Source organism: Aeromicrobium sp. A1-2, assembly GCF_003443875.1.
Classification (GTDB): Bacteria; Actinomycetota; Actinomycetes; order Propionibacteriales; family Nocardioidaceae; genus Aeromicrobium.
On the sequence record NZ_CP027482.1, the window covers coordinates 540,451 to 563,299 of the forward strand.

Consider the following 22,849-nt stretch of genomic DNA (forward strand, 5'->3'; position numbering starts at 1 on the left):
CGTGGACTACGCCTTCGATCGGACCCAGCACGACCGCGCCGCGCACCTGCGCAAGGACGACGGCTGGCGGGACCCCGGCGTCCGTGTGATGGTGATCGGTGGTGAGCACGTTGCGACAGTCGACGGGCAAAGCATCCGGTGGATCACGATGGACAACGCGCCGGACGGCGAGTGGATCTTCCTCGGGGTCCGCGACGGCGTCCGCCACGCTGCCGTGATCGTCGATCGAGTGCCACGCGAGCTGGAACCCCTCAGCCTGCGGTTCCTGGGCCTCACGATCGCGGCCGACGACGCCTCGCTCGCGGTCCACGCGGTCGGCATCGCCCGCTGGCACGAGAACCATCGGCACTGCGCCAAGTGCGGACAGCCCTCCGACATCGCCGACGCCGGGCACGTGCGGATCTGCCCGAGCTGCGGCACCCACCACTTTCCACGTACGGACCCGGCCGTGATCATGCTGATCACCGACGGCGACGACCGCGCCCTGCTGGGCCGGCAGCCGGTCTGGCCCGAGGGACGGTTCTCGACCCTCGCCGGCTTCGTCGAGCCCGGGGAGTCCCTGGGCGACGCGGTGCGCCGTGAGGTGATGGAAGAGGTGGGGATCCGGGTCGGCGAGGTCACGTACGCCGGGAGCCAGCCGTGGCCATTCCCGTCGAGTCTTATGCTGGGCTACTTCGGTGAGGCGCTGTCCACCGACATCGTGGTCGACAAGCACGAGATCGCCGAAGCGCGCTGGTTCAGTCGGGACGAGGTCACCGAAATGACGGCCGCCTCCGAGCTCGTGCTGCCACCCAACGTTTCGATCTCCCGTTGGCTGCTCCAGACCTGGCACGGCGGCACGATCCACGGCAAGTGGGCCTAACCACACCCTCACCCGCACCCCCTCGCTGACGGGTCACTTTTCGGGGTGCGAGGGGTCACAAATGCTCGCGAACCGGAGCAGCAAGTGACCCCTCAGCAGACGAAAAGTGACCCGTCAGCGGAAGGGGGGGAGGGGTCAGGAGGCGAGCTGGGCCTTGATCTGGGCCATCGACGGGTTCGACAGTGCGGTGCCGTCGGCGAAGATCAGCGTCGGGACGGTCTGGTTGCCGCCATTGGCCTGCTCGACGATGAACTGGGCATCAGGAACCTGCTCGATGTCCACCTCGTCGAATGAGATGCCCTCTCGCTTGAGCTGGCTCTTCAGACGGTGGCAGTAGCCACACCAGGGGGTGGAGTACATCGTGAACGTGCCCGACATGGAGTGTCTCCTTCGACGACTAGGGTTGATCACCTCAACACCGACACCGCTGCGCCCATTCCACGACCACCCTGAGGAGCCCGTGTGCCCGACGCCGACGACCTGCTGACGGGACTCGACCCCGAGCAGCGCGAGGTGGCCCAGGCGCTGCGCGGACCGGTCAGCGTCGTCGCGGGTGCCGGCACCGGCAAGACCCGGGCGATCACGCACCGCATGGCGTACGGCGTCGCGACCGGCGTCTACAAACCCATGGAGGTCCTGGCGGTCACCTTCACGACTCGCGCGGCCGGTGAGATGCGCACCCGGTTGCGTCAGCTCGGAGCGGACGGCGTCCAGGCCCGCACATTCCACTCCGCGGCGCTCCGGCAGGCACGCTACTTCTGGCCCCAGGTCTATGGCGGTGAGTTCCCCGAGGTCACAGCCTCGAAGTTCGGCCTCGTCGCCGAGGCCGCCAAACGACTCGGCATTCGCACCGACACCCCGTTGCTGCGCGACCTGTCGTCGGAGATCGAGTGGGCCAAAGTCTCCAACATCCGGCCGTCGGCCTACGCCTCGGCCGCCGGACCGGCGCGCCGCGAGGTCGCCGACCTTGACCACCCGACCGTCGCCAACTTGATGACCGCCTACGAGGACGTCAAGCGCGACCGGGGGCGTATCGACATGGAGGACATCCTGCTGATCACGGCGGCGATCCTCGCCGACGACGAGCGCATCGCGGCCCAGGTGCGCCAGCAGTATCGCTGGTTCGTGGTCGACGAGTTCCAGGACGTCAACCCGCTCCAGTCAACCCTGCTGGAGCTGTGGCTCGGCGGTCGCAACGACATCTGCGTCGTCGGCGATCCACGCCAGACGATCTACTCCTTCGCGGGGGCCTCGCCCCAGATCCTCGCGTCGTTCGCCCGCCGCCACGAGGGCGCCCAGCGCATCGAGCTGGCCCGCAACTACCGCTCGACCCCGCAGATCGTCGCCGCGGCCAACGCGGTCTTCACCCGGGTTGCCGGCAATGACGGCGTACGCCTGCAGTCCCAGCAGGAGCCGGGTGACCCGGTGACGTACATCGGATTCCCTGACGAGCAGGCCGAGGCCAGTGCCGTCGCGAGCGAGATCGCGCTGCTGCACCGCCGCGGCGTCTCCTACAAGGAGATGGCGATCCTGTTCCGCATCAACGCCCAGTCCGAGGCGTTCGAAGAGGCGCTGGGAGAGCACGGCGTGCCCTACGTGCTGCGGGGCGTCGAGGGCTTCTTCCGCCGCGCCGAGGTACGCCAGGCGGTCACCCTGCTGCGCGGCTCGGCACGCGGTGGCGAGGGCGGCGGCCAGCTCGTCGACGAGGTACGGGCGATCTTCTCCGCGATGGGCCACACCGACGACCCCCCGACCGGGGCCGGAGCCGTCCGTGACCGGTGGGAGTCCCTCCACGCGATCGTGTCGATGGCGACCGAACTGGCAGAGTCCAATGACGCCGCAGACCTCACCGCGCTGGTCGCCGACCTCGACCGCCGGGCCGATCAGGCGCACGCGCCGGCCGCAGATGGTGTGACGCTGGCGACCCTGCACTCGGCCAAGGGGTTGGAGTGGGACGCGGTCTTCTGCGTCGGGATGCACGAGGGCATGATGCCCAGCGTCCACGCCGACACCCCTGAAGCGGTAGAGGAGGAACGTCGGCTGTTCTACGTCGGACTGACCCGCGCCCGGCACGACCTGATGATCTCGTGGGCCGCAACCCGCAACCGCGGTGGGCGGGGCAACCGCCGGCCGACCAGGTTCCTCGACTCGTTGCTGCCCGCCGACCACGCGGCCCGCCAGACCGCCCGTCAGCCTCGCGAGCGCAAGGTCGCCAAGTGCCGGGTGTGCAACACGGTGCTTGCCGTCGCCGACCGCAAGCGGGGCCGCTGCGAGGACTGTCCAGCGACGTACGACGAGAACCTCTACGAGCTGTTGCGGGCGTGGCGCACCGACCAGGCCACCGAGCAGGGCAAACCCGCCTACGTGATCTTCACCGACGCGACGCTGCAGGCGATCGCCGAGTCCAAGCCGGCCGATTCCGACGCCCTGGCGAAGGTGCCAGGCATCGGGCCGGCCAAGCTCGACAAGTACGCCGAGTCGGTCCTCGAGCTGATCAATCGCTGAAGCCGGGCAGCGACTCTTCGAGGATCGCCCGGAACGGTGCGGTGGCGCCCAGCTGGCTGAGCACCCCGATCCCGCCGACCCACACCCGGTGGATTAGCAGGTACTGCGGCGGCAGGTTGATCTTCATCGCGGTGCCCATGCCCTCGGCGTTCGGAGCACTGACCCGCAGCGTCTGGGCCCGCATCCATTCCCGGCTGAACGCGAAGCGATCGACCCGCGCGGGCTCGACGAACGGTCCGATGTAGCGCGCGATCGTCTCGGCGTCCAGGTCGGTGGTCCGCTTGATGAAACCCTCCTCGCGCAGACCCTCGACCACGAGGTCGAAACGCTCGTCGACGGCACACCGCAGCAGGCGGCCCATCGACTCGGGCAGGCCCTCGGGCAGCCGGGCGACCGCACCGAAGTCGACGACGCCGAGGCGGCCGTCGGGCATGATCCGGAAGTTGCCCGGGTGGGGGTCGGCGTGCAGCATCCCGGCCCGGGTCGGGCCGGCGAACAGGAACCGCACGTACGCCTCGCCGTACCGGTCGCGCTCCTCCTGCGTGCCGGCCGTGATGACCTGGGCGAGCGAATGGTCGCTCTCCAGCCAGGTCGAGACGAGGGCGCGCTCGGTGTGCGCCACGACGTGCGGGACGACGATCTCGGGGTCGCCTTCGAACTCGGCGGCGAAGACACTCTGTGCGCCGGCTTCGAGGGAGTAGTCCAGTTCCTCGGCGACGCGGTCCTGCAGCTCCTGGACCAGAGGCTTGACGTCCAGGCCCGGGGCCAAGGTGCCGAACAGGCGGGCCAGCCGGGCGATCTGCTTGAGGTCAGAGGTCAGGGCCTTGGCCGCGCCGGGATATTGCAGCTTGACCGCGACGTCCTGTCCGTCGGCCCACACCGCGCGGTGCACCTGGCCGATCGATGCGGACGCGGCCGGCGCGTCCTCGAACGAGGTGAACTGCTGCCGCCAGTTCGGGCCGAACTCCTGGGCGAGCACCCGGTGCACCGTACCGGGAGGCATAGGTGGCGCGGAGTCCTGGAGCTTGACCAGAGTCTCGCGGTAGGGGCCGATGAACTCCTCGGGCAGCGCGGCCTCGAAGATGCTCATGGCCTGGCCGAACTTCATCGCGCCGCCCTTGAGCTGGCCGAGCACCGAGAAGATCTGGTCCGCCGTACGCCGTTGGACCTCGCTGAGGACCAGATTGGCCGGGGCGCCGACCATGCGTTTGCCGAGGCCGAGAGTCGTCCGTCCCGCGAACCCGACCGGCAGGGATGCCAGCCGCGCGGTCCGCAGGAAGGCGCTGCCGGTCAGCGGCCGCCCCTTGGGCTCGCCCCGCTCGGTTGATCCACTCAGGTCAGGGGTGTCAGGCACATCGTCAGGATAGTCCGGACAGCCTCGTCAGGCCGCCCGGAGCAGATCGCACCCGCAGCTGTGATGGAAGGCCAACGGCCGGGTCGTGCGCTCGTCGTGCCGGGGCCCGACCACCAGGCACCGGCCGATCGTCCGGGCCGGGCCACCGTCGACCTGGGCGAGCACCTCGGCGGCGAGCTCGACCCCGGCCGCGTGGCTGGTCAGCGCGCTCAGGCCGGGAGGAGTCATGATCGCGGTGTGACGGCCGAGCTGGTGCAGGAGGGCCGGCCAGGCGCGGTCCCAGTCGGTGCGGTGGCGGTCGTGGCACGACACGCACGGCGTGCGCCCCGGGCGTACGAGCGGGCCGATCCGCACCCGGTCCTCGTCGATCACGACGGGCAGGTGTGCGAGTCCGAGGTGGGCCGGCGACTCGAAAACCGCTCGGGCAGGCTCGCCGCAGGACACGATCACCAGGAGATCTGGATCGGGCGAGTCGTGCCGGGTGACGCCGGACGCGGCCAGGATCGACCGGGTGACCTCGATCAGTGCGCGGCTGCCCGGGTCGCCGTGGAACGCCAGGCCGAACCCGGGCCGCCGGACGAGTCGGTCCGGATCGCCGCCGACCATGTCGAGGTGGCGCGCCTCGGCATCGAGCCCGCGCCGTTGCGGCCCGCTCCACCGGGTCGCGTCGAGAACCACCCCGATCGAGCGGAGCTCGGTCACCACCTCGACGACCGGGGCGGTGAGCTCGGGGATCGCGGTCCGCGCGATGGCGCTCAACCTGTCGACGTCCCGTGCGCCGTCGATCAGGTGCAGCAGCTGCACGAGGCCCGGCCGGTCAGCGAAGACGATGCCGGGGGAGGTGCCCACCTGCAGATGTGTCGCGTCGCGCCGAAGCAGCGGTGCACCCGGTCGGAGCACGGGGCGAAAGGTCATGTGGTCAGCGTGGCTCGGGGGTGGCCAATCGGCGAACCGGCTGTCCACAGCCGGCCGGGACAAAGACCTGCGGAGGACCCGACGGTGTCGGATCCTCCGCAAAACTTGGGGAAGTGCGAGGCTCGCGCCCCGCGGGTGGTTCAGGCCTTGCCGAGGATCCGGTTCAGCTTCGTGCCACAGACCGGGCAGATGCCCTTGGCCATACGAGTGCCCTTGTCACTGACGTGGACCTCGCCGGACGTCTCGCGCTTTTCCTTGCACTTGACGCAGTAGAACTCGCCACTCCATGTTTCCGACATTGCGGCCTCCTTGTGATGTGGTGCTAATCACGTTCAGCGTACGCGTGACACGGCGATTTCACGCTCAAGCCAGCACAAAGCCTCCCGGCGAGTCGCCGCGGCGGATCGCGGCTCCGGCTGCCTCCTGTGACGTGTCCTGGGCGGGTCGAGCGCGGCACAGGTTAGGGGTCGGAGGGACCTCGGTGCAACCGGTTTGGCGAAGTGTTGTCCACGCCTGTGGATAAGGCTGGGGACATCTTGTGGGGAACGCCGAGGCAGGATGTGGACGGCCTGTGGACGTGGCGGTGGACAACTAGTGCAGCGGGCCGCGAGCCGACTCCGAATCGGCGTCTGACCAGCCGCGACACGAGCGACGGGTTGTGGACAACGAAATGGTCGGACCCACCAGATATGTTTCTCAGATGAGCACGCGCCTGCACATCGCAGCCCCGAAGGCAAATGCGTGAGCGCGGTCGAGATCAGGCGCAGTGCCCGCCGAAAGCGCACGGTCCGCGCCTACCGCGAGGGCGACAAGACAATCGTCCTGATGCCGGCCGACCTGTCCAAGGCCGAGGAGGATCGGCACGTCCGGAGCCTCGTCGGACGGCTGGACCGCCGTGAGCAGCGGGTGCGCCCCAGCGACGCAGAGCTTCTCGACCGAGCCGCCGAGCTGTCCCGTGTCTGGTTGGAGGGCCGTGCCGTGCCCCTCTCGGTGCGGTGGGTCTCCAACCAGAACACTCGATGGGGGTCGTGCAGCAGTGGCGATCGCAGCATTCGTTTGTCCGACCGGCTCAAGGGCATGCCCGAGTGGGTCGTCGACTACGTCCTGCTGCACGAGCTGGCGCACCTGATCGAGCCCAACCACAGCAAGCGCTTCTGGAAGCTGGTCGAGGCCTATCCGCACACCGCGAAGGCTAAGGGCTTTCTCGAAGGCGTGTCCTGGCAGCAGCGATGAGTGCCCGCACAGAGTGATCCGTGCCCTCCGGCAGCTCGTCGACGCCGAACCAGGCCAGGTCGTCGGACTCGTCGCTGATGACGTGCTGGGCGTCCGGCGGAGCGACCGCGACGAACTGCACGTCGAGGTGGTGCGACGGGCGGACCGGCCCGCACGAGGGCACCTCGTGCCGGGACAGCAGGACCGGCACGGGGTCGATCACCAGATCCGAGATGCCCCCCTCTTCCCGTGCCTCGCGCAGAGCCGCACCGGCGAGCGTCGCGTCGTCGGGCTCGCAGTGACCGCCGGTCTGCAGCCAGCGTTTGATGATGCGGTGCAGCGTGAGCAGAACCTGCTCGTGATCGGCCGAGAAGATGATCGCGCTGGCAGTCAGATGATCGGGATGGCACTCCCGGCTCATGGCGCCGGGATGCGCGTCCGTGTGCTCGAGGTAGAGCCGTCGCAGACCCGCCTGCTCGTCGTCCGGCGGCGCCCACCGGTCCAGCACGCCGCGTGCGTCGTCAAGCAGCCTCACTCGTCGGGCTGGTCCGTCCCGGCGTTGCCGGACGGTCGGTCGTCCCGCTCGGCATCGCTGTCGAGCAGGTCGCCGAGCGCCGTGTCGAAGTCGTCGTCGCTCTGGGTGCGGCTCTCGCCCTGCGCAAAGCCGAGTGGATCCTCCAGGTCGGCGATCGACGGCATCAGGTCGGGGTGGCTCCACACCGCGTCGCGGGCCTCGGTGCCCTGCCGGTCGCGCATCGCGGCCCACAGGGTCGTTGCTTCACGCAGCTTGCGCGGGCGGAGCTCCAGCCCGACGAGCGATGCGAAGGTCTGCTCGGCGGGCCCGCCAGCGGCTCGGCGCCGGCGCATGGCCTCGGCCAGCGGGGCGGCCGCGGGCATGCGGTCCTTGGTGGCCTCGGAGACGATCTCGTCGACCCAGCCCTCGATGAACGCCAACAGCGTCTCGAGCCGGTCCAGCGCCTTCTGCTGCTGAGGCGTGCGTTCGGGCTCGAACAGTCCGCCGGCGAGGGCTTCTTGGATCTGCTCCGGTCGGGTCGGGTCGAGGCCCTGCAGCTGGGACTCGATCGCGGAGACGTCGATGCTGGTGCCGCGGCCGAACTCCTCGATCGCGCCGATCAACGCCGGACGCAACCATGCCGCGTGGTGGAACAGCCGGTGGTGCGCGCACTCACGCAGCACGACGTAGAGGAGTACGTCCGAGGCCGGGTGCTCGAGGCCCTCACCGAATGCCTCGACGCCGGCCGGGATGACCGCGGCGATCCGCTCGGTGCCGAGCGGGATGCCGATGTCGGTCGACGAGACGACCTCGCCAGCCAGACCACCGAGCGCCTGCCCGACCTGCTGGCCGAACATCGCACCGCCAGCCTGGTTGAGCATGCCCATCAGGGGACCGGCCATGGCCTTGGCCTCCTCGGGGAGCGCCTCGCCCATGGCCTGGACCACGTGCTGGGCGATCGGTTCGACAAGCTGCTGCCACGTGTCGGCGGTCGCCTCGATCCACTGCGCCCGACTCCAGGCGGTCGCGGTCGTGGCGCCGGCCGGGATCGCGGTGACGCCGTCGAGCCAGGTCTCGGCGAGGCGTGCGGCATCGTCGACGGCACCCTGCTGAGCGGCATTGGGGGACGGGTCCGGGCCCGCGGCCGCGAGGGTGTGGCGGGCGACGTCCTTGGCGAGGTCGAAGTTGACGCTGCCTTCGTGCGGCGCGAACATCTTCTGCATCTGGCCCATGATCTGACTCATGTCCATCTGACCACCCGAGAACGCCCCGAACAGTTGCTCCATGGGTGTGCCCTTGAAGGGATTCTCCGGCTCTTCGTTCTCGTTCTCGGACATGAGTCCACAGTACCGAGTGAGTCCCTCGAACCCACGCTCCTGCTGTTCGCCCTACGATGAATCAACCATGAGTGCCGTACGCCTGCTGGGCATCCGAGACGCCCCCCTGAGCCTCGACGAGGTGTATGCCGCCGTGACCGATCCCTCGGCGGGAGGCATTTGTGTCTTCGTCGGCACGGTGCGCGATCACGACGAGGGACTCGGTGTCACCGAGCTGGGCTACTCATCGCATCCCACCGCGCTCGACCGGCTGCGTGACGTGGCTGAGCGCATCGCCTCGGAGTGCGATGTCGTCGCCCTGGCCGGCGTGCACCGCGTCGGTGATCTGGCCGTCGGCGACCTCGCAGTGGTCGTGGCAGCGTCTGCCGCGCACCGGGCCCAGGCCTTCGAAGCATGCCGTCGCCTGATCGACGAGCTCAAGACCGACGTCCCGGTCTGGAAGCACCAGACCTACAGCTCGGGCGACGCTGCATGGGTGGACCCCCAACGGGTTGCCGGCACTGACTAGGCTCACTGTGTGTCCGACCCGTCGAAGCTGAGCACTCGCTACACGACCATGGTCGTGGCGACGGTCTCGCTGATTGTGCTGAGCACCCTGGCATTCATCGTGCCCGTGCCGTACGTGACGCTGAAGCCGGGCCCCGCCTTCGACACGCTCGGCGACTTCGACGGCAAGCCGACGTTCACGTTCGGCAAGGACGTCACGACGTACCCGACGACAGGTTCGCTGGACTTCACGACCGTCTCGGTCACCCGGCCCGGCGGCAACCTCTCGCTGGCCGAGGCGATCACGGCGTACCTCGATCGGGACAACGCGGTCGTCCCGAAGTCACTGATCTACCCCGACAACCAGTCCAACAAGCAGTCGACCGCCGAATCGGCGGCCGAGCTGAGCAGCTCCAAGGACTCCTCCCGGGTCGCGGCGCTGCGTGAGGCCGGCTACACCGTGACGAGCCAGGTGGCGGTGACCAGCCTGGTCAAGGGCGGCGCCTCCGAGAAGGTGCTGAAGGTCGGCGACATCGTGACCAAGGTCGACGGCACCGAGGTCAGCAATCCGGACCAGACGGTCAAGGCCGTGGGCGTCCACGAGCCCGGCGACACCATCGACATGACCGTCGAGCGCAAGGGCGTGACGACAGAAGTGTCGATCGTGAGCCTGCCGGACGCCGATGACGCGACGATCCCGCGCATCGGCATCACGTTGGGCGAGAAGTACCGCTACCCGATCTCGATCACCAACAACGTCGGCAGCCAGATCGGCGGGCCCAGCGCCGGCGCGATGTTCGCCCTCGCGATCTACGACAACCTGACCCCCCGCTCCTTGACCGGCGGCAAGCGGATCGCCGGCACGGGGGAGATGCTCCCCGACGGTACGGTCGGACCGATCGGCGGCGTACGACAGAAGATGGCCGGCGCTTCGGCCGCCGGAGCCACGATCTTCCTGGTCCCGGCCGCCAACTGTGCCGAGGCCAGCGACGGTGACGACGACGGCCTCAGGCTCGTCAAGATCACCAAGCTCAAGGACGCGATCTCCTCGCTCGAGGCCCTCGCCAAGGACTCAACGGCTACGGTGCCCACATGCAGCTGATGCCCGACTCGCCCCTGCGCCGGGTCGCCCTCGAGGTCGAGGCCCACGTCGCCACCGAGGGCTGGGACCAGGCACCTCGCCTGTTCGCGCTCGTGCCGACCGCTGATCTGGTCGCCCGCGAGCCGGGCCTCGCCGACCAACTCTCCGCCGACCCGGACAGCATCACGCCGATCGAGCAGGAGCTGTCGGGAGACCGCGAGCTCGAGGATCTGCTCACCGAGATCGTGTGGCCTGACGCCGTTGCCGGTTGCGCCGCTGTTGTCGAGCGCATCATGCTGCCCCCCGAGGCCGAGGCTTCGCTGCCGGACGACCCCGACGAGCTGCTCGCCGCCGTGGCGGCACATCCGGACCGTCGCGAGGTCAGGCTTGTCGCCGCCATCACGCGTGACGGCCGCACCCACAGCACCGTACGCGCCAGAGAACCCATCGATGCTGAGCTGCTCGAAGGTCCCGATCTCGTCCCCGGACTGATCGAGCACCTTCTTCGCACTCTGGCATAGAGTCATGTCACCCCGTTATCCAGGAGCCACGTGAGCGACATCTTCGGAACACCCCGCCCCGGTCGACCGCCCAGCAAGGCGCCTGATCGCCGGCAACGGGTCATTGTGCCCACGCTGGTCACTCTGGCGCTGCTGTTGTTCCTCGGCTCGATCTTCACCAGCGTGTGGACCGACCGACTGTGGTTCAAGTCGGTCGGCTACTCCGACGTGTTCCGGAGCGTGCTTTTCGCCCGGGTCTCGTTGTTCCTGGTCCTCGGACTGATCTTTGGCCTGTTCGTGATCGGCAACCTGATCCTCGCGTTCCGGCTGCGCCCCGACGCCGCGCCGATGCGTCGCGATGACCCGGCGTACCGCTATCGCCTGGCCCTCACCCCGATGCTGCGCCCCATTGCGATCGGGCTGGGCCTGGTGCTCACCGGCTTCGCCGGGTCGATCGCCGCGGCGCACTGGGACACGTACAAGATGTGGCGCAACAGCACGCCGTTCGGCACCAAGGATCCGCAGTTCGGCAAGGACGTCAGCTACTACGTGTTCGAGTACCCGTGGTGGCGCTTCCTCACGTCGTACTCGTTCGCGCTGATCGTCATCACCGTCCTGGCGGTGGTGTTCCTCAACTATGTCTACGGCGGCATCCGCGTCGCCGGACGCGGCCCCAAGCTGACCCGCGCCGCGCAGGTGCACCTGTCGGTGCTCGTCGGCCTCGGTGTCCTGCTGAAGGCCGTGTCGTACTACCTCGACCGGTTCGGCCTGATGGTCGGCTCCGGCGGTTTGGTCGACGGCGTCACGTACACCGATGCCAACGCCCGGATCCCCAGCAAGAACATCTTGATCGGCGTCGCGATCGTGTGCGCGCTGCTGTTCTTCGCGGCGATCTTCATACGTTCGTGGGCGCTGCCCGCAATGGGCCTAGGCCTGCTCGCGCTGAGCTCGATCCTGATCGGTGCCATCTGGCCCGCGGTCATGCAGGGATTCCAGGTCAAGCCGTCCGAGCCGGACAAGGAGGGCCCGTACATCGCCAAGAACATCGAGGCGACGCGCGAGGCCTACGGGGTCAATGACGTCAAGGTCGAGTCCTACTCGGCGAAGACCGCGCTGACGCCGGCCGAGCTCGCCTCGTCGGCCGAGTCGCGGGTCAGCACCCGACTGCTGGACCCGACGTTGATCTCTGATGCGTTCGAGCAGCTCCAGCAGGTGCGCGGCTACTACGCCGTGCCGCCGACGCTGGACGTCGACCGCTACAAGCTGGGCGATGAGGAGCAGCCGCAGGACACCATCATCGCGGCCCGTGAGATCAACCTCTCCGGACTCCAGTCGAGCCAGCGCAACTGGGCCAACGACCACACGGTCTACACCCACGGCTATGGCATCATCGCTGCCCGCGGCAACCAGCGCGGTCCGAACGGTGAGCCCGTGTTCGTCGCTCGGGACATCCCGCCGGTCGGCGAGATCAAGACCACGACGCCGCCGCGCATCTACTTCGGTGAGCAGTCGCCCTCGTACTCGATCGTCGGACGGCCCAAGGGTGAGGCGCCGATCGAGGTCGACATCCCGCGTGGCGGTGCGTCGAACGACGACGCCGCCGAGGACAACGCGACCCAGAACACGTACGACGGCAAGGGTGGCGTGCCGATCGGCAATCTGTTCAACAAGGCGCTGTACGCGTTCAAGTTCGCCGAGCCCAACATCGTGCTGTCGAACCGGGTCAACTCCGAGTCGAAGATCCTCTACGACCGTGAGCCGCGCAACCGCGTCCAGAAGGTCGCGCCGTGGCTGACCATCGACGGCGACACGTACCCCGCCGTCGTCGACGGACGTGTCGTCTGGATCGTGGACGGCTACACGACCAGCAACTCGTACCCGTACTCGTACCATCGCTCGCTGCGGGATGCGACGGCCGACACCTTGACCGACGGTGAGTCGCAGGCGGCCCTGCCGACCGATCAGGTCAACTACCTGCGCAACTCGGTCAAGGCCGTCGTCGACGCGTACGACGGCAGCGTCAAGCTCTACCAGTGGGACACCAAGGACCCGGTACTCAAGACGTGGATGAAGGTCTTCCCCAACGTCGTGGAGCCCAAGACCAAGATCAGCAACGCTCTCATGGAGCACCTGCGCTACCCGGTCGACCTGTTCAAGGTGCAGCGCGACGTGCTGCAGCGCTACCACGTGACCGACGCGCAGACGTTCTACGAGGACGGCGAGCGTTGGAAGGTGCCGGAGGACCCGACCGCTCCGACGGGGTCGAACGCCCTGCAGCCGCCGTACTACCTGTCGACCGCGCGCCCGGGTGAGGACGTCCCGAAGTTCTCGGTCACCAGCGTCTACCTGCCCAACAGCAGGCAGAACCTTGCGGCGTTCGTCTCGGTCAACTCCGAGGCCACCGACACCGAGAACTACGGCAAGATGCAGATCCTGCAGCTCCCCAGTGAGACGCAGATCCAGGGTCCGAGCCAGATTGCCAACGCGTTCCAGACCGACAAGGGCGTCTCGCAGGCGCTGCTGCAGTACCAGCAGTCCAAGACCGCGACGATCCTGTACGGCAACCTGCTGACCCTCCCGGTCGGCAACGGGTTGCTGTACGTCCAGCCGGTTTACATCAAGCGAAGCGCGATCGAGGGCTCCTATCCGGTCCTGCAGTTCGTCATCGCGTCATTCGGCAAGGACGTCGGCTTCGGCCAGACGCTCGACGAGGCCCTGCGGGTCGCGCTCGGGTTGGAGGCCGGTGTGGTGCCGGACGACACGACGACACCGACGGACACGGGCGGGGAGACGCCGGCCCAGAAGACGGCCGCGGCGTTGCTCGACGACGCCACGGGCTACTACGAGGACGCGCAGGACGCGCTCAAGAAGGGCGACCTGTCGACGTATCAGCGACGGATCAACCAGATGGCCGACGCGATCGCCGAAGCCCAAAAGGCTGTCGACACCGAGAACGCGGCCGCCAAGAAGTAGTCAGCTGCGGTTTGCCGCATCGGTAGGCATCGCCCGGGCACAGGAAATCTCCTGTGCCCCGGCGATGTTCGTCCCAGCAGGTCAGGGCCTCACGACCCCGATTTGATCCTCAGGGCGTGAGCCCGTAAAGTAATCCAAAGCGACGCGGGGTGGAGCAGCTCGGTAGCTCGCTGGGCTCATAACCCAGAGGTCACAGGTTCAAATCCTGTCCCCGCTACAAAATGAAGGCCCTCACAGGAAACTGTGAGGGCCTTCGTCATGCCCTGCATTTCGAGGCAGACCGTTCGCTAGGGAGCCGGGCTAGTCCTTGTTGGCGGACGGGCCGAAGTCGCCGTACGGAGCGGAGTCACGCTCCCGTACGGCATCTCTGAATCCAGCCTCGGCTGCGCGTTGCTGGAACGCATAGCCTTCGCGGGTGTGGCGGGAGATGCCGTCGAACACGGTGCTGATCATCTGGCTGTTCTGTACGCCTTGAGCCAGCAGCGCGGCGTTGAGTGCGAGCTTGACCATCATCAGTTGGTTGAGCGGCATAGCGGCGATCCGCTGCACCAGGATCTCGGTGCGCTCGTCGAGATCCTCAGGCGAGGGCGCCTCGATTGCGAGGCCCCACTCGGCGGCTTCCTTGCCGCTGAGGCAGTCGCCCGTGAGTAGTAGTCGTTTGGCCCGTTGGTCGCCGAGCCGGTGCGCCCACATGCCAGCGGATGGGACACCCCATACGCGTGTGGGTGGGTAGCCGATTTTGGCGTCGGCGGCGATCACGATCTGGTCGCAGTGCAGGGCTATGTCGGTACCTCCGGCGACGCAGAAGCCGTGGATCTTGGCGACGGTCGGCTTGTTGGCGTGGAGCAGGCTGGCGAAGCCCTTGGTGAAGCGGCTCATCATGGCGTAGTCGACCATCGGGTCCCAGGTGCCGGCGGGATCGTGGTTGGTCATCTGTACGACCGGGTCGAGCACTGTGCCCGCTGTGCCGTGGCTGAGGCCGAGCCCGCCGTCCATCAGGTTCTCTGCGGTCGCGGCGAGGTCGTAGCCGCCGCAGAAACCTTTGCCGCGTCCGCTGAGGACGATCACGTGTACACGGGGATCCAGGTCGGCCTGCTCGACTGCATGTGCCAGCTCGATCGGGGTGTCAGCGGTGATCGAGTTGCCCTGGTCGGGCCGGTTGAAGGTGAGGCGGGCTACGCGCCCGTCGACCTCGTACGTCAGTGTCTTGTAGGTGGGCGGCTCATGGTCTGGTGGTGCGGTGTGGGCGAATGGGGAGTTGGCCCCTTCGAACGAGCCGGCTCTCCAAGGAGCACCTCCGGGCTCTGGCGTCGTGGTCGGGGAGTTAGTGTCGGGGTTGCTGTTCACGTGAGGCTCCTGGGTCGTCGGCCGGTCAGTTGAAGGCGCCGTGTCGGCCTTGTCCTTGGGCGAAATTGGTGGCGCCGGCTATGGCTTCCTGGAGGGCGCGCGTGCCGTGCTCCCACTCGGCTCCGATGGCGTCGGTCTCGGTGAGTCCGCATTGTTCGTAGGCGGAGAGTCGGTCACCGCGCATGCAGATCTGTGGGAATGCAGCCAGCTGCTCGGCCAGTGTGATGGCCTCCGCGAGAGCCTCGCCCGGTGCGCTGACGCGGTTGGCCAGGCCAATCTGGAGTGCCTCCGCAGCGTCGACTGGTCGACCGCTGAGGATGAGATCAAGCGCGCGCGAGAGTCCGATGAGTCTGGGCAGCCGAACGGTCCCTCCGTCGATGAGGGGAACGCCCCAGCGGCGGCAGTAGACACCGAACACGGCTTCAGGGTCTGCCACTCGCAAGTCGCACCACAATGCGAGCTCCAGTCCGCCGGCAACGGCGTGACCGTCAACCGCGGCGATGACCGGTTTGGAAAGCTTCATCCGGGTGGGGCCCATCGGACCAGGACCCTCCACCGTGGGCGGCTCGGCGGTCATGGTGCCGGTGCTGACGGCCTTCAAGTCGGCACCGGCGCAGAAGTATCCACCGGCGCCAGTGAGCACCGCGACGCTGGCCGTGTCATCTGTGTCGAACTCGAGAAAGGCTTCGTAGAGCGCCGAGGCATGCGGGGTGTCGACGGCGTTGCGCACCTCGGGACGCTCGAGAGTCACCACCGTGACGGGGCTGCGTTTCTCGACGTGGATGGTCACATTTCGACCAGAGCGCGGTCGATGATCGGATCGAGATCGAGGCCGGACGGGAGGGTGCCAAACGCTCCGCCCCAGTCGCGGTCGAGTCGAGTCGCGCAGAACGCATCGGCGACGGCGGCAGGGGAGTGGCGCAGCAGGAGGGACCCTTGGAACACGAGTGCCATCTGCTCCACGATCCGTCGAGCACGCAGCTCGAGGTCATCAAAGGAGGTGAACTCCTTCTTGAGCTTGTCGAGTGCTTCGTCGAAACGAACGTCTGATCCGACCGCGAGCTCGACTTCGCCGAAGAACACGTCGAGGGTGTGCGGCTCGCGGGCCAGTGCCCTGAGCGCGTCGAGGGCGGCCACGTTTCCGGAGCCTTCCCAGATCGAGAGCAGCGGCATCTCCCGATACAGACGAGCGAGATCGAAGTCCTCGATGTAGCCGTTTCCGCCCAAGCACTCGAGCGCTTCGCCGACGGCCATGGGGGCGCGTTTGCAGATGTAGTACTTGCTCACCGCGAGCGCGATACGACGCAAGGCAGCTTCACCCTCGTGGCCGCGGATGGCGCGGTCGTTCGCGCCAGCCAGGCGGAGCATCGCGGCTGTGGATGCCTCTGTCTCCACGGCGAGGTCGGCCAACACATTGCGCATCAGGGGTTGGTCGATGAGGTTCTTGCCGAAGGCACTGCGGTGCTGGGCATGGTGAGTGGCCGTCACGAGCGCTGTACGCATTCCTGCCGCTCCACCGATGACGCAGTCCAGGCGGGTCATGTTGACCATCTCCGCGATGGTGCGCACCCCTCGGCCTTCCTCGCCGACCAGCCATCCCACGGCGCCGTGGTACTCGATTTCAGACGAGGCGTTGGACTTGTTGCCTAGCTTGTCCTTGAGTCGCATGAACTGAATGTTGTTGTGTTCACCCCCGGGGAGGACCCGTGGGACGAAGAAGCACGAGACTCCCGAGGTTGTCTGAGCAAGGGTCAGGAACAGGTCTGACATCGGGGCTGAGGTGAACCACTTGTGCCCGACCAACGTGTAGGTGCCGTCAGCCTGCACGGATGCGATCGTCGTGTTGGCACGTACGTCGGAGCCGCCCTGCTTCTCGGTCATCGACATGCCAGCAATCAACCCGCGCTTGGTGGCGGGGTCGCGGAGACCGAAGTCATACTCTCGGTTGGTCAGCAGCGGCTCGAACTGCGCGGCCAGCTCGGCATTCGCGCGCAGCGCGGGCACAACGGCGTACGTCATCGAGATGGGGCAGCCGTGACCGGCGTCGACAGTCCAGACCATGGTCTTGGCGGCCCGGGCCACGTGGGCACCGGGGCGGGCATCAGCCCAGGCTGTGCCGTGAAGACCGTAGGTGACGGCAGTCTCCATGAGCTGGTGGTAGGCCGGTACGTACTCGACCTCGTCAACTCGATGACCGGTGCGGTCATGCGTCAGCAGCCGCGGAGGCACCCGCTCGGCCAACCGGCCCAGCTGCTGGGCTTCGGCACTCCCGGCCAATCGGCCCAGACTGTGCAGTTCGTCAACCGCCCACCCGGCGCCCTCGCGCTCAAGCCCTTCAAGGAGCACTGGGTTGGCGGCCGTGTCGTGGCCGACCAGTGGCGGAACCTGGTTGAAGACTTCGTGGGTGGTGGTCATACCGAGAAGTTACAGGTATGAATACACGTGTGTAAAGACATGTAACATGGAAGACTTGGGAACATGACCGATTCTGACGAGGCGCTGCTCTCGCCTCTCCCCGCGCGGTCGGTGATCCTCAGCTTGATGATGGGCTCTGACTCGCACAGGATCACGTCCCGCCAGGTCGCCGAGGTTGGGCACTACTTCGGCATCTCTGCAGCGACTCTGCGCGTTGCCCTCACTCGCGGAGTGGCGTCCGGCGACCTGCTGCGCGCCGATGCGGCCTATGTGCTTGGTCCGCGTCTCGCGGCTCGGCAGCGCCATCAGGACGAGGCGGTGCAGGAAGCGGCCGATCCGTGGAGTGGAGAGTGGGAGATGGCTGTCATCACCGCCGCTGCCCGGCCCGGCTCGGAGCGCGCCGCACTTCGCGAAACCCTCACCATGGCGCGCCTCGCCGAGCTTCGGGAAGGAACCTGGTGCCGCCCTGCGAACCTTCGGCGCTCAAGGACCTATCTCGACATCCCGGTCCTAACGTGCTTCCAAGCGCGACCGGAGAGCGACCCGGCCGACCTCGCCCGACGTTTGTGGGACCTCGGCACTTGGGCAAAGAGCGCTGAGGACCTTGCCGTGCGGCTCAGGGACACACAAGCCCCGGCCATCAGGCTCGCGGTGGGAGCGCAAGTCGTTCGCCATCTCAACGCCGACCCGCTTTTGCCCGCTGAGCTCCGACCACCCGGCTGGCCCGGAGCCGACCTCCGGGCCGCGTACGCCGCATACCAACGAGACCTGCGAGCGCTGACCCGTCCCTAGGCAGCTGCGCACTTGGCCAATCGGAAGCTGCGTCTTATCGCCGCATTGGTCGTGCGCATCCGGTCGACCGCTAGGTGATCTCCTCGACCATTGCAACCGGAATGTGGGCACGACCAATGCGTCGGGACCGGCCATGGTGGCGGCGGCGATGTCGGCGTCGTGCCACTCGGTGCCGATGCCGTAGATCCGGATCGCGAGCTCGCGGTGGCCGTACTCTCCGGAGGTCACGGCGGCGCATACGCGTTCGCGGGCGTCGACCTTGGCGTCGGGGGAGACGGCGTCCTCCAGATCGAGGATCAGCGCGTCGGCGTCAAGTCCCTTGGCTTCTTGAAGGCCCGCACGTTGGCGCCGAGCATGTACAGCTTGGCGTACTGGCGCCCAGGGCGGGGGTCACAGCTAGGCCAACCCTTGGCCGATGGGAGCCCGGGTGCACATGCCTCCTGTTTGCGTGGGCTCAACGCACGACTCGGCTGGCGCATGACTCGTTGGGACTACGTTTTCTGGCCGGGATGAGTCATCTTCGCAATTCGGTTGGTATTCCAGCGTAATCGTGGCCTTGTGTCCGTAACTCTCGCCGATTGGAGGAGTTGAACTTAGCAAGTCGTGGCCCGATTCCTTCCCCTCAGCCATGGACCGTCGCCGAACTCCCTCGACGGCGGAAACTATGCCCCGACACGGGCAGCACGCGGATGGGGATCCGTTATGAAGAAGATTCTGCTTGTTCTCTCGATGGTGAGTGCGTGCGTTTTCCTCGCGCAGCCCGCCGTCGCTGATGAGGCTGCGACGAGCGACACAACGGTTGGCGCGGCCGCTGAGCCAGCCACAAATGGGCCGGCGGAGGCTTCGCCGGCTCCAGACGCGCAGCCTGCGGTGGTCAAAGCAGCCCCCGTGGCGCCGAAGAAGGCTTCGGTGCAGCCAGCCGCTAGCAAGCCGGGTTCCGGCACAACGACTGGGGAGACTGCTGCCGCGGCCGCTGACGACAAGAAAGTCGTGGTTTGCAAGTACGTCGGGACACCACCGGGAACGCCGGATCACATCATTGTGGTCAGCGTCAACACGCTGAAGGACTTCGGCGGGACGTTCCCGTACGCGTTCTCGGATGCCCAAGACTCGGTCGCCATCCGTTACGCGATAGGTAACGAGCAGCCCGGTGACGAAGAGCTCGTGAACTGCCCGGGTTACGTCCCGCCGGTAGTTGACGTTTGCCCGGACATTCCTGGTAACCAGTCGGTCGGGACTGACTGCACGCCGCCGGCTACTGATGTATGTCCGGACATTCCCGGCGATCAGCCGGTCGGGTCTGACTGCACGCCGCCGGCTACTGATGTATGCCCGGACATTCCTGGCAACCAGCCGGTCGGCACTGACTGCATGCCGCCTGTGATCGATGCGTGCGACAACATCCCGGGCAATCAGCCGGAGGGCACGGACTGCAATATCGTGGTGGCGGACGAGAAAAAGGTCGTCGTCTGCAAGTACGTCGGGACACCGCCGGGGACGCCGGATCACATCATCGTGGTGAGTGAGGCGACACTCGGCAACACCTTCACCGGGACATTCCCGTTCCAGTTCCCGGATGCACAGGACTCGATTGCCATTCGTTATGCGGTGGGCAACGAACAGCCGGGTGACGAAGAGCTCGTGAACTGCCCGGGTTATGTCCCTCCGGTGGTTGATGTGTGCCCCGACATCCCTGGTAACCAGCCAGTGGGGACTGATTGCACTCAGCCCGGCACAGGCGTTGACGGTTGCCCGACTATCCCGGGCGACCAGCCGGTAGGGACTGACTGCAACGGCACCAACGACGGTGACGATGATCCGACTCCAGGGGTGACGCCGGTGGACAAGGTCGTTGCGCGTGAGGACGACATGCTTCCCGACACAGGTGGCGTGCCGCTGTGGATGCTTCTCTTTTCAGGGCCGCTGGCTGCGGCCGGCGCGCTGATGCTCAAGAAGCGGAGCCCGGTGGCGTACGCCTTCAGCGCAGCCGGAGGTCCGGTTCATTCACTGAGCCTGCCGCCGGTGCAGAGGTCAGTCACCGAGGAGTCTCACGGCGCTCGTGGTCTCCTGCGCGCAATGGTCGGCGCGGTCATGAGCTTCTTCCGCGGAGGACGGCGCTGACAGAGGCTGAGCACGCGAAGGGGAGTCGCCACACGGCGGCTCCCCTTCGCGCGTCAACGGGCCGTGGGATAGATCACGAGTAGGCACCTCGACCTCAACCGACGTCACCGATGCCAACGGTGAAGTTCGCGGGGCATCCATGGTCGAGTTCGACTCCATCGAAGGCGCCGTCGCCGTCGCCAAGGGAAGTCCCAACTTGCAGTTCGGCGGAAGCGTCGAAGTCCTCGAAGAGTTCATCCGACCATGATGTGACACTCGATGACGACTAAAGGCTTCGCGATGCGAAGTCTTCTAGCGACGTCCTGATCTGCCGCCTCCTGCGCTTTGGTGCACGGCGTCAATCCGCCGCGTTCAAGTTCGCTCCATTCGCCAGTCAGTGGGTCGGAGGGGACTGCTGCACGACCAGGCTGGGGGCAGGTCAAGATCTCAACCAAACTCGGGGCAGTCCCAGTTGCTCCTTTCGGTTCGAGAGCCAACGGCTCACAGGTCGGCTGCTGGCAAGGCGGAGGCGGCTGGGCTGACGTGCACGGTGGCTGTGGTGAGCTTGGGGATGGCCTCGCGTAGGCGTTCCTCCGCGAGGTGGGCGATGTGGTGCGCGGCGCGAAGGTCGAGCGTTCCCTCGACGTTGATGCCGGCTTCTACATGGAGTTGGTGTCCAATCCATCGGAGCTGGATCGAGTTCACTCTGATCACTCCCAGTGTGGTCGCGAGCAATGATTCGGCCTGGTCGACCAGCGCAGGCTCGACACCATCAAGAAGCCGGCGGAAGACCTCGGTAGCGGCACCTTTGAGTACGACGAGGATGGCGACGGTGATCAGGAGTCCGACAATTGGATCGGCCAAGGGAAAACCTGCCATCACACCGATGGCGCCTACGGCTACGGCCAGCGAGGTGAATCCGTCCGTGCGGGCGTGCAGACCATCGGCCACCAGGGCAGCGGAGCCGATCTTGCGCCCAACCCGAATCCGGTAGACCGCGACGAGTTCATTTCCTCCAAATCCGATGACTCCGGCAGCCAGGACAACCCATGCGTTGGTGATGTCCCTGGGGTTGATGAGCCTCAAGATCGATTCGTAGCCGGCGATGACCGCTGACAGGGCGATCATCAATACGATGAACAGGCCGGCGATGTCTTCGACGCGTCCCAGGCCGTAGGTGAATCGCTTGGTGGGCGGTCTGCGGACAAGAACGAAGGCGACCCAAAGTGGCACGGCGGTCAGGGCGTCGGAGAAGTTGTGGATTGTGTCTGCCAACAGTGCGACCGACCCGGTGAAGAGGACAACGATCAGCTGCGCGGCTGCTGTGGCCAGCAGCACCACGAGGCTGATCTTCAGTGCACGGATCCCTTCGCGGCTGGACTCCAACGCATCGTCGATCGAGTCGGCCGCGTCATGACTGTGCGGTTTGAAGATCGAGAGGAAGAACCCCCGTAGCCCGCCGGGGTGCGCGTGCTCGTCGTCGTGATGATGGCCGTGCTCTTCGATGTGAGTGTCTGGCTGATCGTTCGGATTCCTCATGAATTGTTCGATCTGGGCAGAACGCTGACGTCGGCATCGACTCGGTGGTGGGCGGGCAGGACCGTGCCTTGGTGCTCGGCGTGGTGGATGCCGTCGAGCACCAGTTGGCGCGCGTGATCATTTTCCAGTCGGTAGAAGATCGTGTTGCCAGCGCGGCGTGTTTGGACTAGTCGAGCCAGGCGTAGCTTCGCTAGGTGCTGCGAGACGGCCGCGGCCGACCTACCCACTGCGACGGCGAGCTCCCCGACCGACATTTCGTTTTCGACCAGGCACCAGAGCAGCGTCAGACGAGTCCCATCTGACAGCATTCGAAACACTTCAACTGCCAGGTCAACTTCGTCCGCCGACGGCAGGACCAGTGATCTATCTGCATGCATACGCAGATAGTACATTGGCCGCGCGCGGCAGTTCGTCGGCGCACATGGATGCGCAAACGCTGACGAGCGCCAAGGCAGAGCCGAAGCGGCACCTTGGGCCGTAGGTGCCGCGGAGTCAGCAAGCAGCCACATTCGAGTCGAACGGGACTTCCGTCCCGACTGTTGAGGGCTTTCGATCCTGAGCCAGACGCATTGTCCGCGTGAAAATGGTTAGGCCGGACAGACGAAATGAGCTGCCACGCAAATTGGGTGTGATTCTACGCAGGTCTCAGCAACAAGCGATTGGAACGATTATGTGGTGGAACGATCACAACATGGGTTCGAACGACTGGGTCACGATGAGTTTCGCGATGGTGGCCTTCTGGTCGTTGTTGGTAGCCGCTGTGTTCGTCATACGGAAGAACTGGACCACTCGTCCGCCTGGGGAGGAATTCGTCGGACGGACGCCTTTGCAGACTTTGGATGAGCGTTTCGCTCGCGGCGAGATTGACGCTGAAGAATACCAATCCCGCCGCGAAATCCTACGTGCTGGTCGCTGAC

Annotated in this window: 21 protein-coding genes, 1 tRNA gene and 1 pseudogene; 11 read left to right on the plus strand and 12 right to left on the minus strand. The window is 66.6% G+C overall.

Annotated features, from left to right (window positions below):
* Position 1 precedes the first annotated feature (1 nt).
* Positions 2 to 862, plus strand: coding sequence for an NAD(+) diphosphatase (nudC, locus tag C6I20_RS02665; RefSeq protein ID WP_254052222.1), 861 nt, complete (start codon positions 2 to 4; stop codon positions 860 to 862).
* Between the two features lie 135 nt (positions 863 to 997).
* Here nudC and C6I20_RS02670 read toward each other — a convergent pair whose 3' ends face one another.
* On the minus strand, positions 998 to 1,240 hold the full coding sequence (locus tag C6I20_RS02670) for a mycoredoxin (RefSeq protein ID WP_118394546.1): 243 nt from the start codon (positions 1,238 to 1,240) through the stop codon (positions 998 to 1,000).
* Between the two features lie 84 nt (positions 1,241 to 1,324).
* Between C6I20_RS02670 and C6I20_RS02675 the strand changes: the two genes are divergently transcribed.
* Entirely contained in the window at positions 1,325 to 3,367 is a 2,043-nt protein-coding gene (locus tag C6I20_RS02675; RefSeq protein WP_118394547.1) for an ATP-dependent DNA helicase UvrD2, read from the plus strand.
* On the opposite strand, the gene C6I20_RS02680 is transcribed toward C6I20_RS02675, so the two are convergent.
* The 3 genes from C6I20_RS02680 to C6I20_RS17005 form a co-directional block, all read right to left on the minus strand.
* Positions 3,357 to 4,721: an AarF/ABC1/UbiB kinase family protein gene (locus tag C6I20_RS02680; protein ID WP_254052223.1), complete on the minus strand. Its 1,365-nt coding sequence runs from the start codon at positions 4,719 to 4,721 to the stop codon at positions 3,357 to 3,359. The genes C6I20_RS02675 and C6I20_RS02680 overlap by 11 nt on opposite strands.
* Positions 4,722 to 4,748: 27 nt before the next feature.
* Positions 4,749 to 5,636 (minus strand): hypothetical protein, encoded by an 888-nt coding sequence (locus C6I20_RS02685; RefSeq protein WP_162891074.1) that lies wholly within the window; start codon positions 5,634 to 5,636, stop codon positions 4,749 to 4,751.
* Positions 5,637 to 5,776: 140 nt separating this feature from the next.
* Complete coding sequence (locus C6I20_RS17005) at positions 5,777 to 5,935, minus strand: DUF5679 domain-containing protein (protein WP_162891075.1); 159 nt, start codon at positions 5,933 to 5,935, stop codon at positions 5,777 to 5,779.
* A 442-nt stretch (positions 5,936 to 6,377) separates the two neighbouring features.
* Here C6I20_RS17005 and C6I20_RS02690 point away from each other — a divergent pair, with 442 nt between their 5' ends.
* Positions 6,378 to 6,869: a M48 family metallopeptidase gene (locus C6I20_RS02690; protein WP_254052224.1), complete on the plus strand. Its 492-nt coding sequence runs from the start codon at positions 6,378 to 6,380 to the stop codon at positions 6,867 to 6,869.
* Here C6I20_RS02690 and C6I20_RS02695 read toward each other — a convergent pair.
* Complete coding sequence (locus C6I20_RS02695; protein ID WP_118394549.1) at positions 6,829 to 7,383, minus strand: NUDIX hydrolase; 555 nt, start codon at positions 7,381 to 7,383, stop codon at positions 6,829 to 6,831. The genes C6I20_RS02690 and C6I20_RS02695 overlap by 41 nt on opposite strands.
* Positions 7,380 to 8,699: a zinc-dependent metalloprotease gene (locus C6I20_RS02700; protein ID WP_118394550.1), complete on the minus strand. Its 1,320-nt coding sequence runs from the start codon at positions 8,697 to 8,699 to the stop codon at positions 7,380 to 7,382. Before C6I20_RS02700 ends, C6I20_RS02695 begins: the two co-directional genes overlap by 4 nt.
* Before the next feature lie 67 nt (positions 8,700 to 8,766).
* Here C6I20_RS02700 and C6I20_RS02705 point away from each other — a divergent pair, with 67 nt between their 5' ends.
* The 5 genes from C6I20_RS02705 (at position 8,767) to C6I20_RS02725 (ending at position 13,956) form a co-directional block, all read left to right on the plus strand.
* A complete protein-coding gene (locus C6I20_RS02705) occupies positions 8,767 to 9,207 on the plus strand; it encodes a molybdenum cofactor biosynthesis protein MoaE (RefSeq protein WP_118394551.1) in 441 nt (146 codons plus the stop codon).
* A gap of 9 nt (positions 9,208 to 9,216) precedes the next feature.
* Positions 9,217 to 10,287: a PDZ domain-containing protein gene (locus C6I20_RS02710; RefSeq protein WP_118394552.1), complete on the plus strand. Its 1,071-nt coding sequence runs from the start codon at positions 9,217 to 9,219 to the stop codon at positions 10,285 to 10,287.
* A complete protein-coding gene (locus C6I20_RS02715) occupies positions 10,278 to 10,787 on the plus strand; it encodes a PPA1309 family protein (RefSeq protein WP_118394553.1) in 510 nt (169 codons plus the stop codon). Before C6I20_RS02710 ends, C6I20_RS02715 begins: the two co-directional genes overlap by 10 nt.
* 30 nt (positions 10,788 to 10,817) lie before the next feature.
* Positions 10,818 to 13,739, plus strand: coding sequence for a UPF0182 family protein (locus C6I20_RS02720; RefSeq protein ID WP_118394554.1), 2,922 nt, complete (start codon positions 10,818 to 10,820; stop codon positions 13,737 to 13,739).
* A gap of 143 nt (positions 13,740 to 13,882) precedes the next feature.
* Positions 13,883 to 13,956: transfer RNA gene (locus C6I20_RS02725), tRNA-Met, on the plus strand.
* 83 nt (positions 13,957 to 14,039) lie between these two features.
* Here the strand turns inward: C6I20_RS02725 and C6I20_RS02730 are convergent.
* The 3 genes from C6I20_RS02730 to C6I20_RS02740 are packed head-to-tail and all read right to left on the minus strand — an operon-like array spanning position 14,040 to position 17,501.
* Positions 14,040 to 15,086 (minus strand): crotonase/enoyl-CoA hydratase family protein, encoded by a 1,047-nt coding sequence (locus C6I20_RS02730; protein ID WP_118394555.1) that lies wholly within the window; start codon positions 15,084 to 15,086, stop codon positions 14,040 to 14,042.
* Positions 15,087 to 15,111: 25 nt separating this feature from the next.
* Complete coding sequence (locus C6I20_RS02735) at positions 15,112 to 15,876, minus strand: crotonase/enoyl-CoA hydratase family protein (protein ID WP_118394556.1); 765 nt, start codon at positions 15,874 to 15,876, stop codon at positions 15,112 to 15,114.
* Positions 15,873 to 17,501, minus strand: a complete 1,629-nt coding sequence (locus C6I20_RS02740) for an acyl-CoA dehydrogenase family protein (protein ID WP_118394557.1) — start codon at positions 17,499 to 17,501, stop codon at positions 15,873 to 15,875. The genes C6I20_RS02735 and C6I20_RS02740 overlap by 4 nt, the downstream gene beginning before the upstream one ends.
* Positions 17,502 to 17,564: 63 nt before the next feature.
* On the opposite strand from C6I20_RS02740, the gene C6I20_RS02745 reads away from it, so the two are divergent.
* Entirely contained in the window at positions 17,565 to 18,293 is a 729-nt protein-coding gene (locus C6I20_RS02745; RefSeq protein ID WP_118394558.1) for a PaaX family transcriptional regulator C-terminal domain-containing protein, read from the plus strand.
* 162 nt (positions 18,294 to 18,455) lie between these two features.
* On the opposite strand, the pseudogene C6I20_RS17570 reads toward C6I20_RS02745, so the two are convergent.
* A pseudogene (locus C6I20_RS17570) lies at positions 18,456 to 18,593 on the minus strand (aldolase/citrate lyase family protein); the annotation flags it as partial.
* Between the two features lie 402 nt (positions 18,594 to 18,995).
* Here C6I20_RS17570 and C6I20_RS02755 point away from each other — a divergent pair.
* Positions 18,996 to 20,414: a hypothetical protein gene (locus C6I20_RS02755; protein WP_118394559.1), complete on the plus strand. Its 1,419-nt coding sequence runs from the start codon at positions 18,996 to 18,998 to the stop codon at positions 20,412 to 20,414.
* 480 nt (positions 20,415 to 20,894) lie between these two features.
* Here C6I20_RS02755 and C6I20_RS02760 read toward each other — a convergent pair whose 3' ends face one another.
* Both C6I20_RS02760 and C6I20_RS02765 read right to left on the minus strand, forming a co-directional pair.
* Positions 20,895 to 21,932: a cation diffusion facilitator family transporter gene (locus C6I20_RS02760; protein WP_118394560.1), complete on the minus strand. Its 1,038-nt coding sequence runs from the start codon at positions 21,930 to 21,932 to the stop codon at positions 20,895 to 20,897.
* Positions 21,929 to 22,309, minus strand: a complete 381-nt coding sequence (locus C6I20_RS02765) for a metalloregulator ArsR/SmtB family transcription factor (protein WP_118398523.1) — start codon at positions 22,307 to 22,309, stop codon at positions 21,929 to 21,931. Before C6I20_RS02765 ends, C6I20_RS02760 begins: the two co-directional genes overlap by 4 nt.
* 314 nt (positions 22,310 to 22,623) lie before the next feature.
* Here C6I20_RS02765 and C6I20_RS02770 point away from each other — a divergent pair, with 314 nt between their 5' ends.
* Positions 22,624 to 22,848, plus strand: a complete 225-nt coding sequence (locus tag C6I20_RS02770; protein ID WP_118394561.1) for an SHOCT domain-containing protein — start codon at positions 22,624 to 22,626, stop codon at positions 22,846 to 22,848.
* The last annotated feature ends 1 nt before the right edge of the window (position 22,849 follow it).

What these genes read in the sequence shown, in the direction of transcription:
- C6I20_RS02740 (WP_118394557.1), bottom strand. Translation starts at nt 17,501, where the DNA reads ATGACCACCACCCACGAAGTCTTCAACCAGGTTCCGCCACTGGTCGGC.
- C6I20_RS02765 (WP_118398523.1), bottom strand. Translation starts at nt 22,309, where the DNA reads ATGCATGCAGATAGATCACTGGTCCTGCCGTCGGCGGACGAAGTTGAC.
- C6I20_RS02770 (WP_118394561.1), top strand. Translation starts at nt 22,624, where the DNA reads ATGGGTTCGAACGACTGGGTCACGATGAGTTTCGCGATGGTGGCCTTC.
- C6I20_RS02715 (WP_118394553.1), top strand. Translation starts at nt 10,278, where the DNA reads ATGCAGCTGATGCCCGACTCGCCCCTGCGCCGGGTCGCCCTCGAGGTC.
- C6I20_RS02685 (WP_162891074.1), bottom strand. Translation starts at nt 5,636, where the DNA reads ATGACCTTTCGCCCCGTGCTCCGACCGGGTGCACCGCTGCTTCGGCGC.
- C6I20_RS02700 (WP_118394550.1), bottom strand. Translation starts at nt 8,699, where the DNA reads ATGTCCGAGAACGAGAACGAAGAGCCGGAGAATCCCTTCAAGGGCACA.
- C6I20_RS02745 (WP_118394558.1), top strand. Translation starts at nt 17,565, where the DNA reads ATGACCGATTCTGACGAGGCGCTGCTCTCGCCTCTCCCCGCGCGGTCG.
- C6I20_RS02670 (WP_118394546.1), bottom strand. Translation starts at nt 1,240, where the DNA reads ATGTCGGGCACGTTCACGATGTACTCCACCCCCTGGTGTGGCTACTGC.
- C6I20_RS02755 (WP_118394559.1), top strand. Translation starts at nt 18,996, where the DNA reads ATGAAGAAGATTCTGCTTGTTCTCTCGATGGTGAGTGCGTGCGTTTTC.
- C6I20_RS02760 (WP_118394560.1), bottom strand. Translation starts at nt 21,932, where the DNA reads ATGAGGAATCCGAACGATCAGCCAGACACTCACATCGAAGAGCACGGC.
- C6I20_RS02705 (WP_118394551.1), top strand. Translation starts at nt 8,767, where the DNA reads ATGAGTGCCGTACGCCTGCTGGGCATCCGAGACGCCCCCCTGAGCCTC.
- C6I20_RS17005 (WP_162891075.1), bottom strand. Translation starts at nt 5,935, where the DNA reads ATGTCGGAAACATGGAGTGGCGAGTTCTACTGCGTCAAGTGCAAGGAA.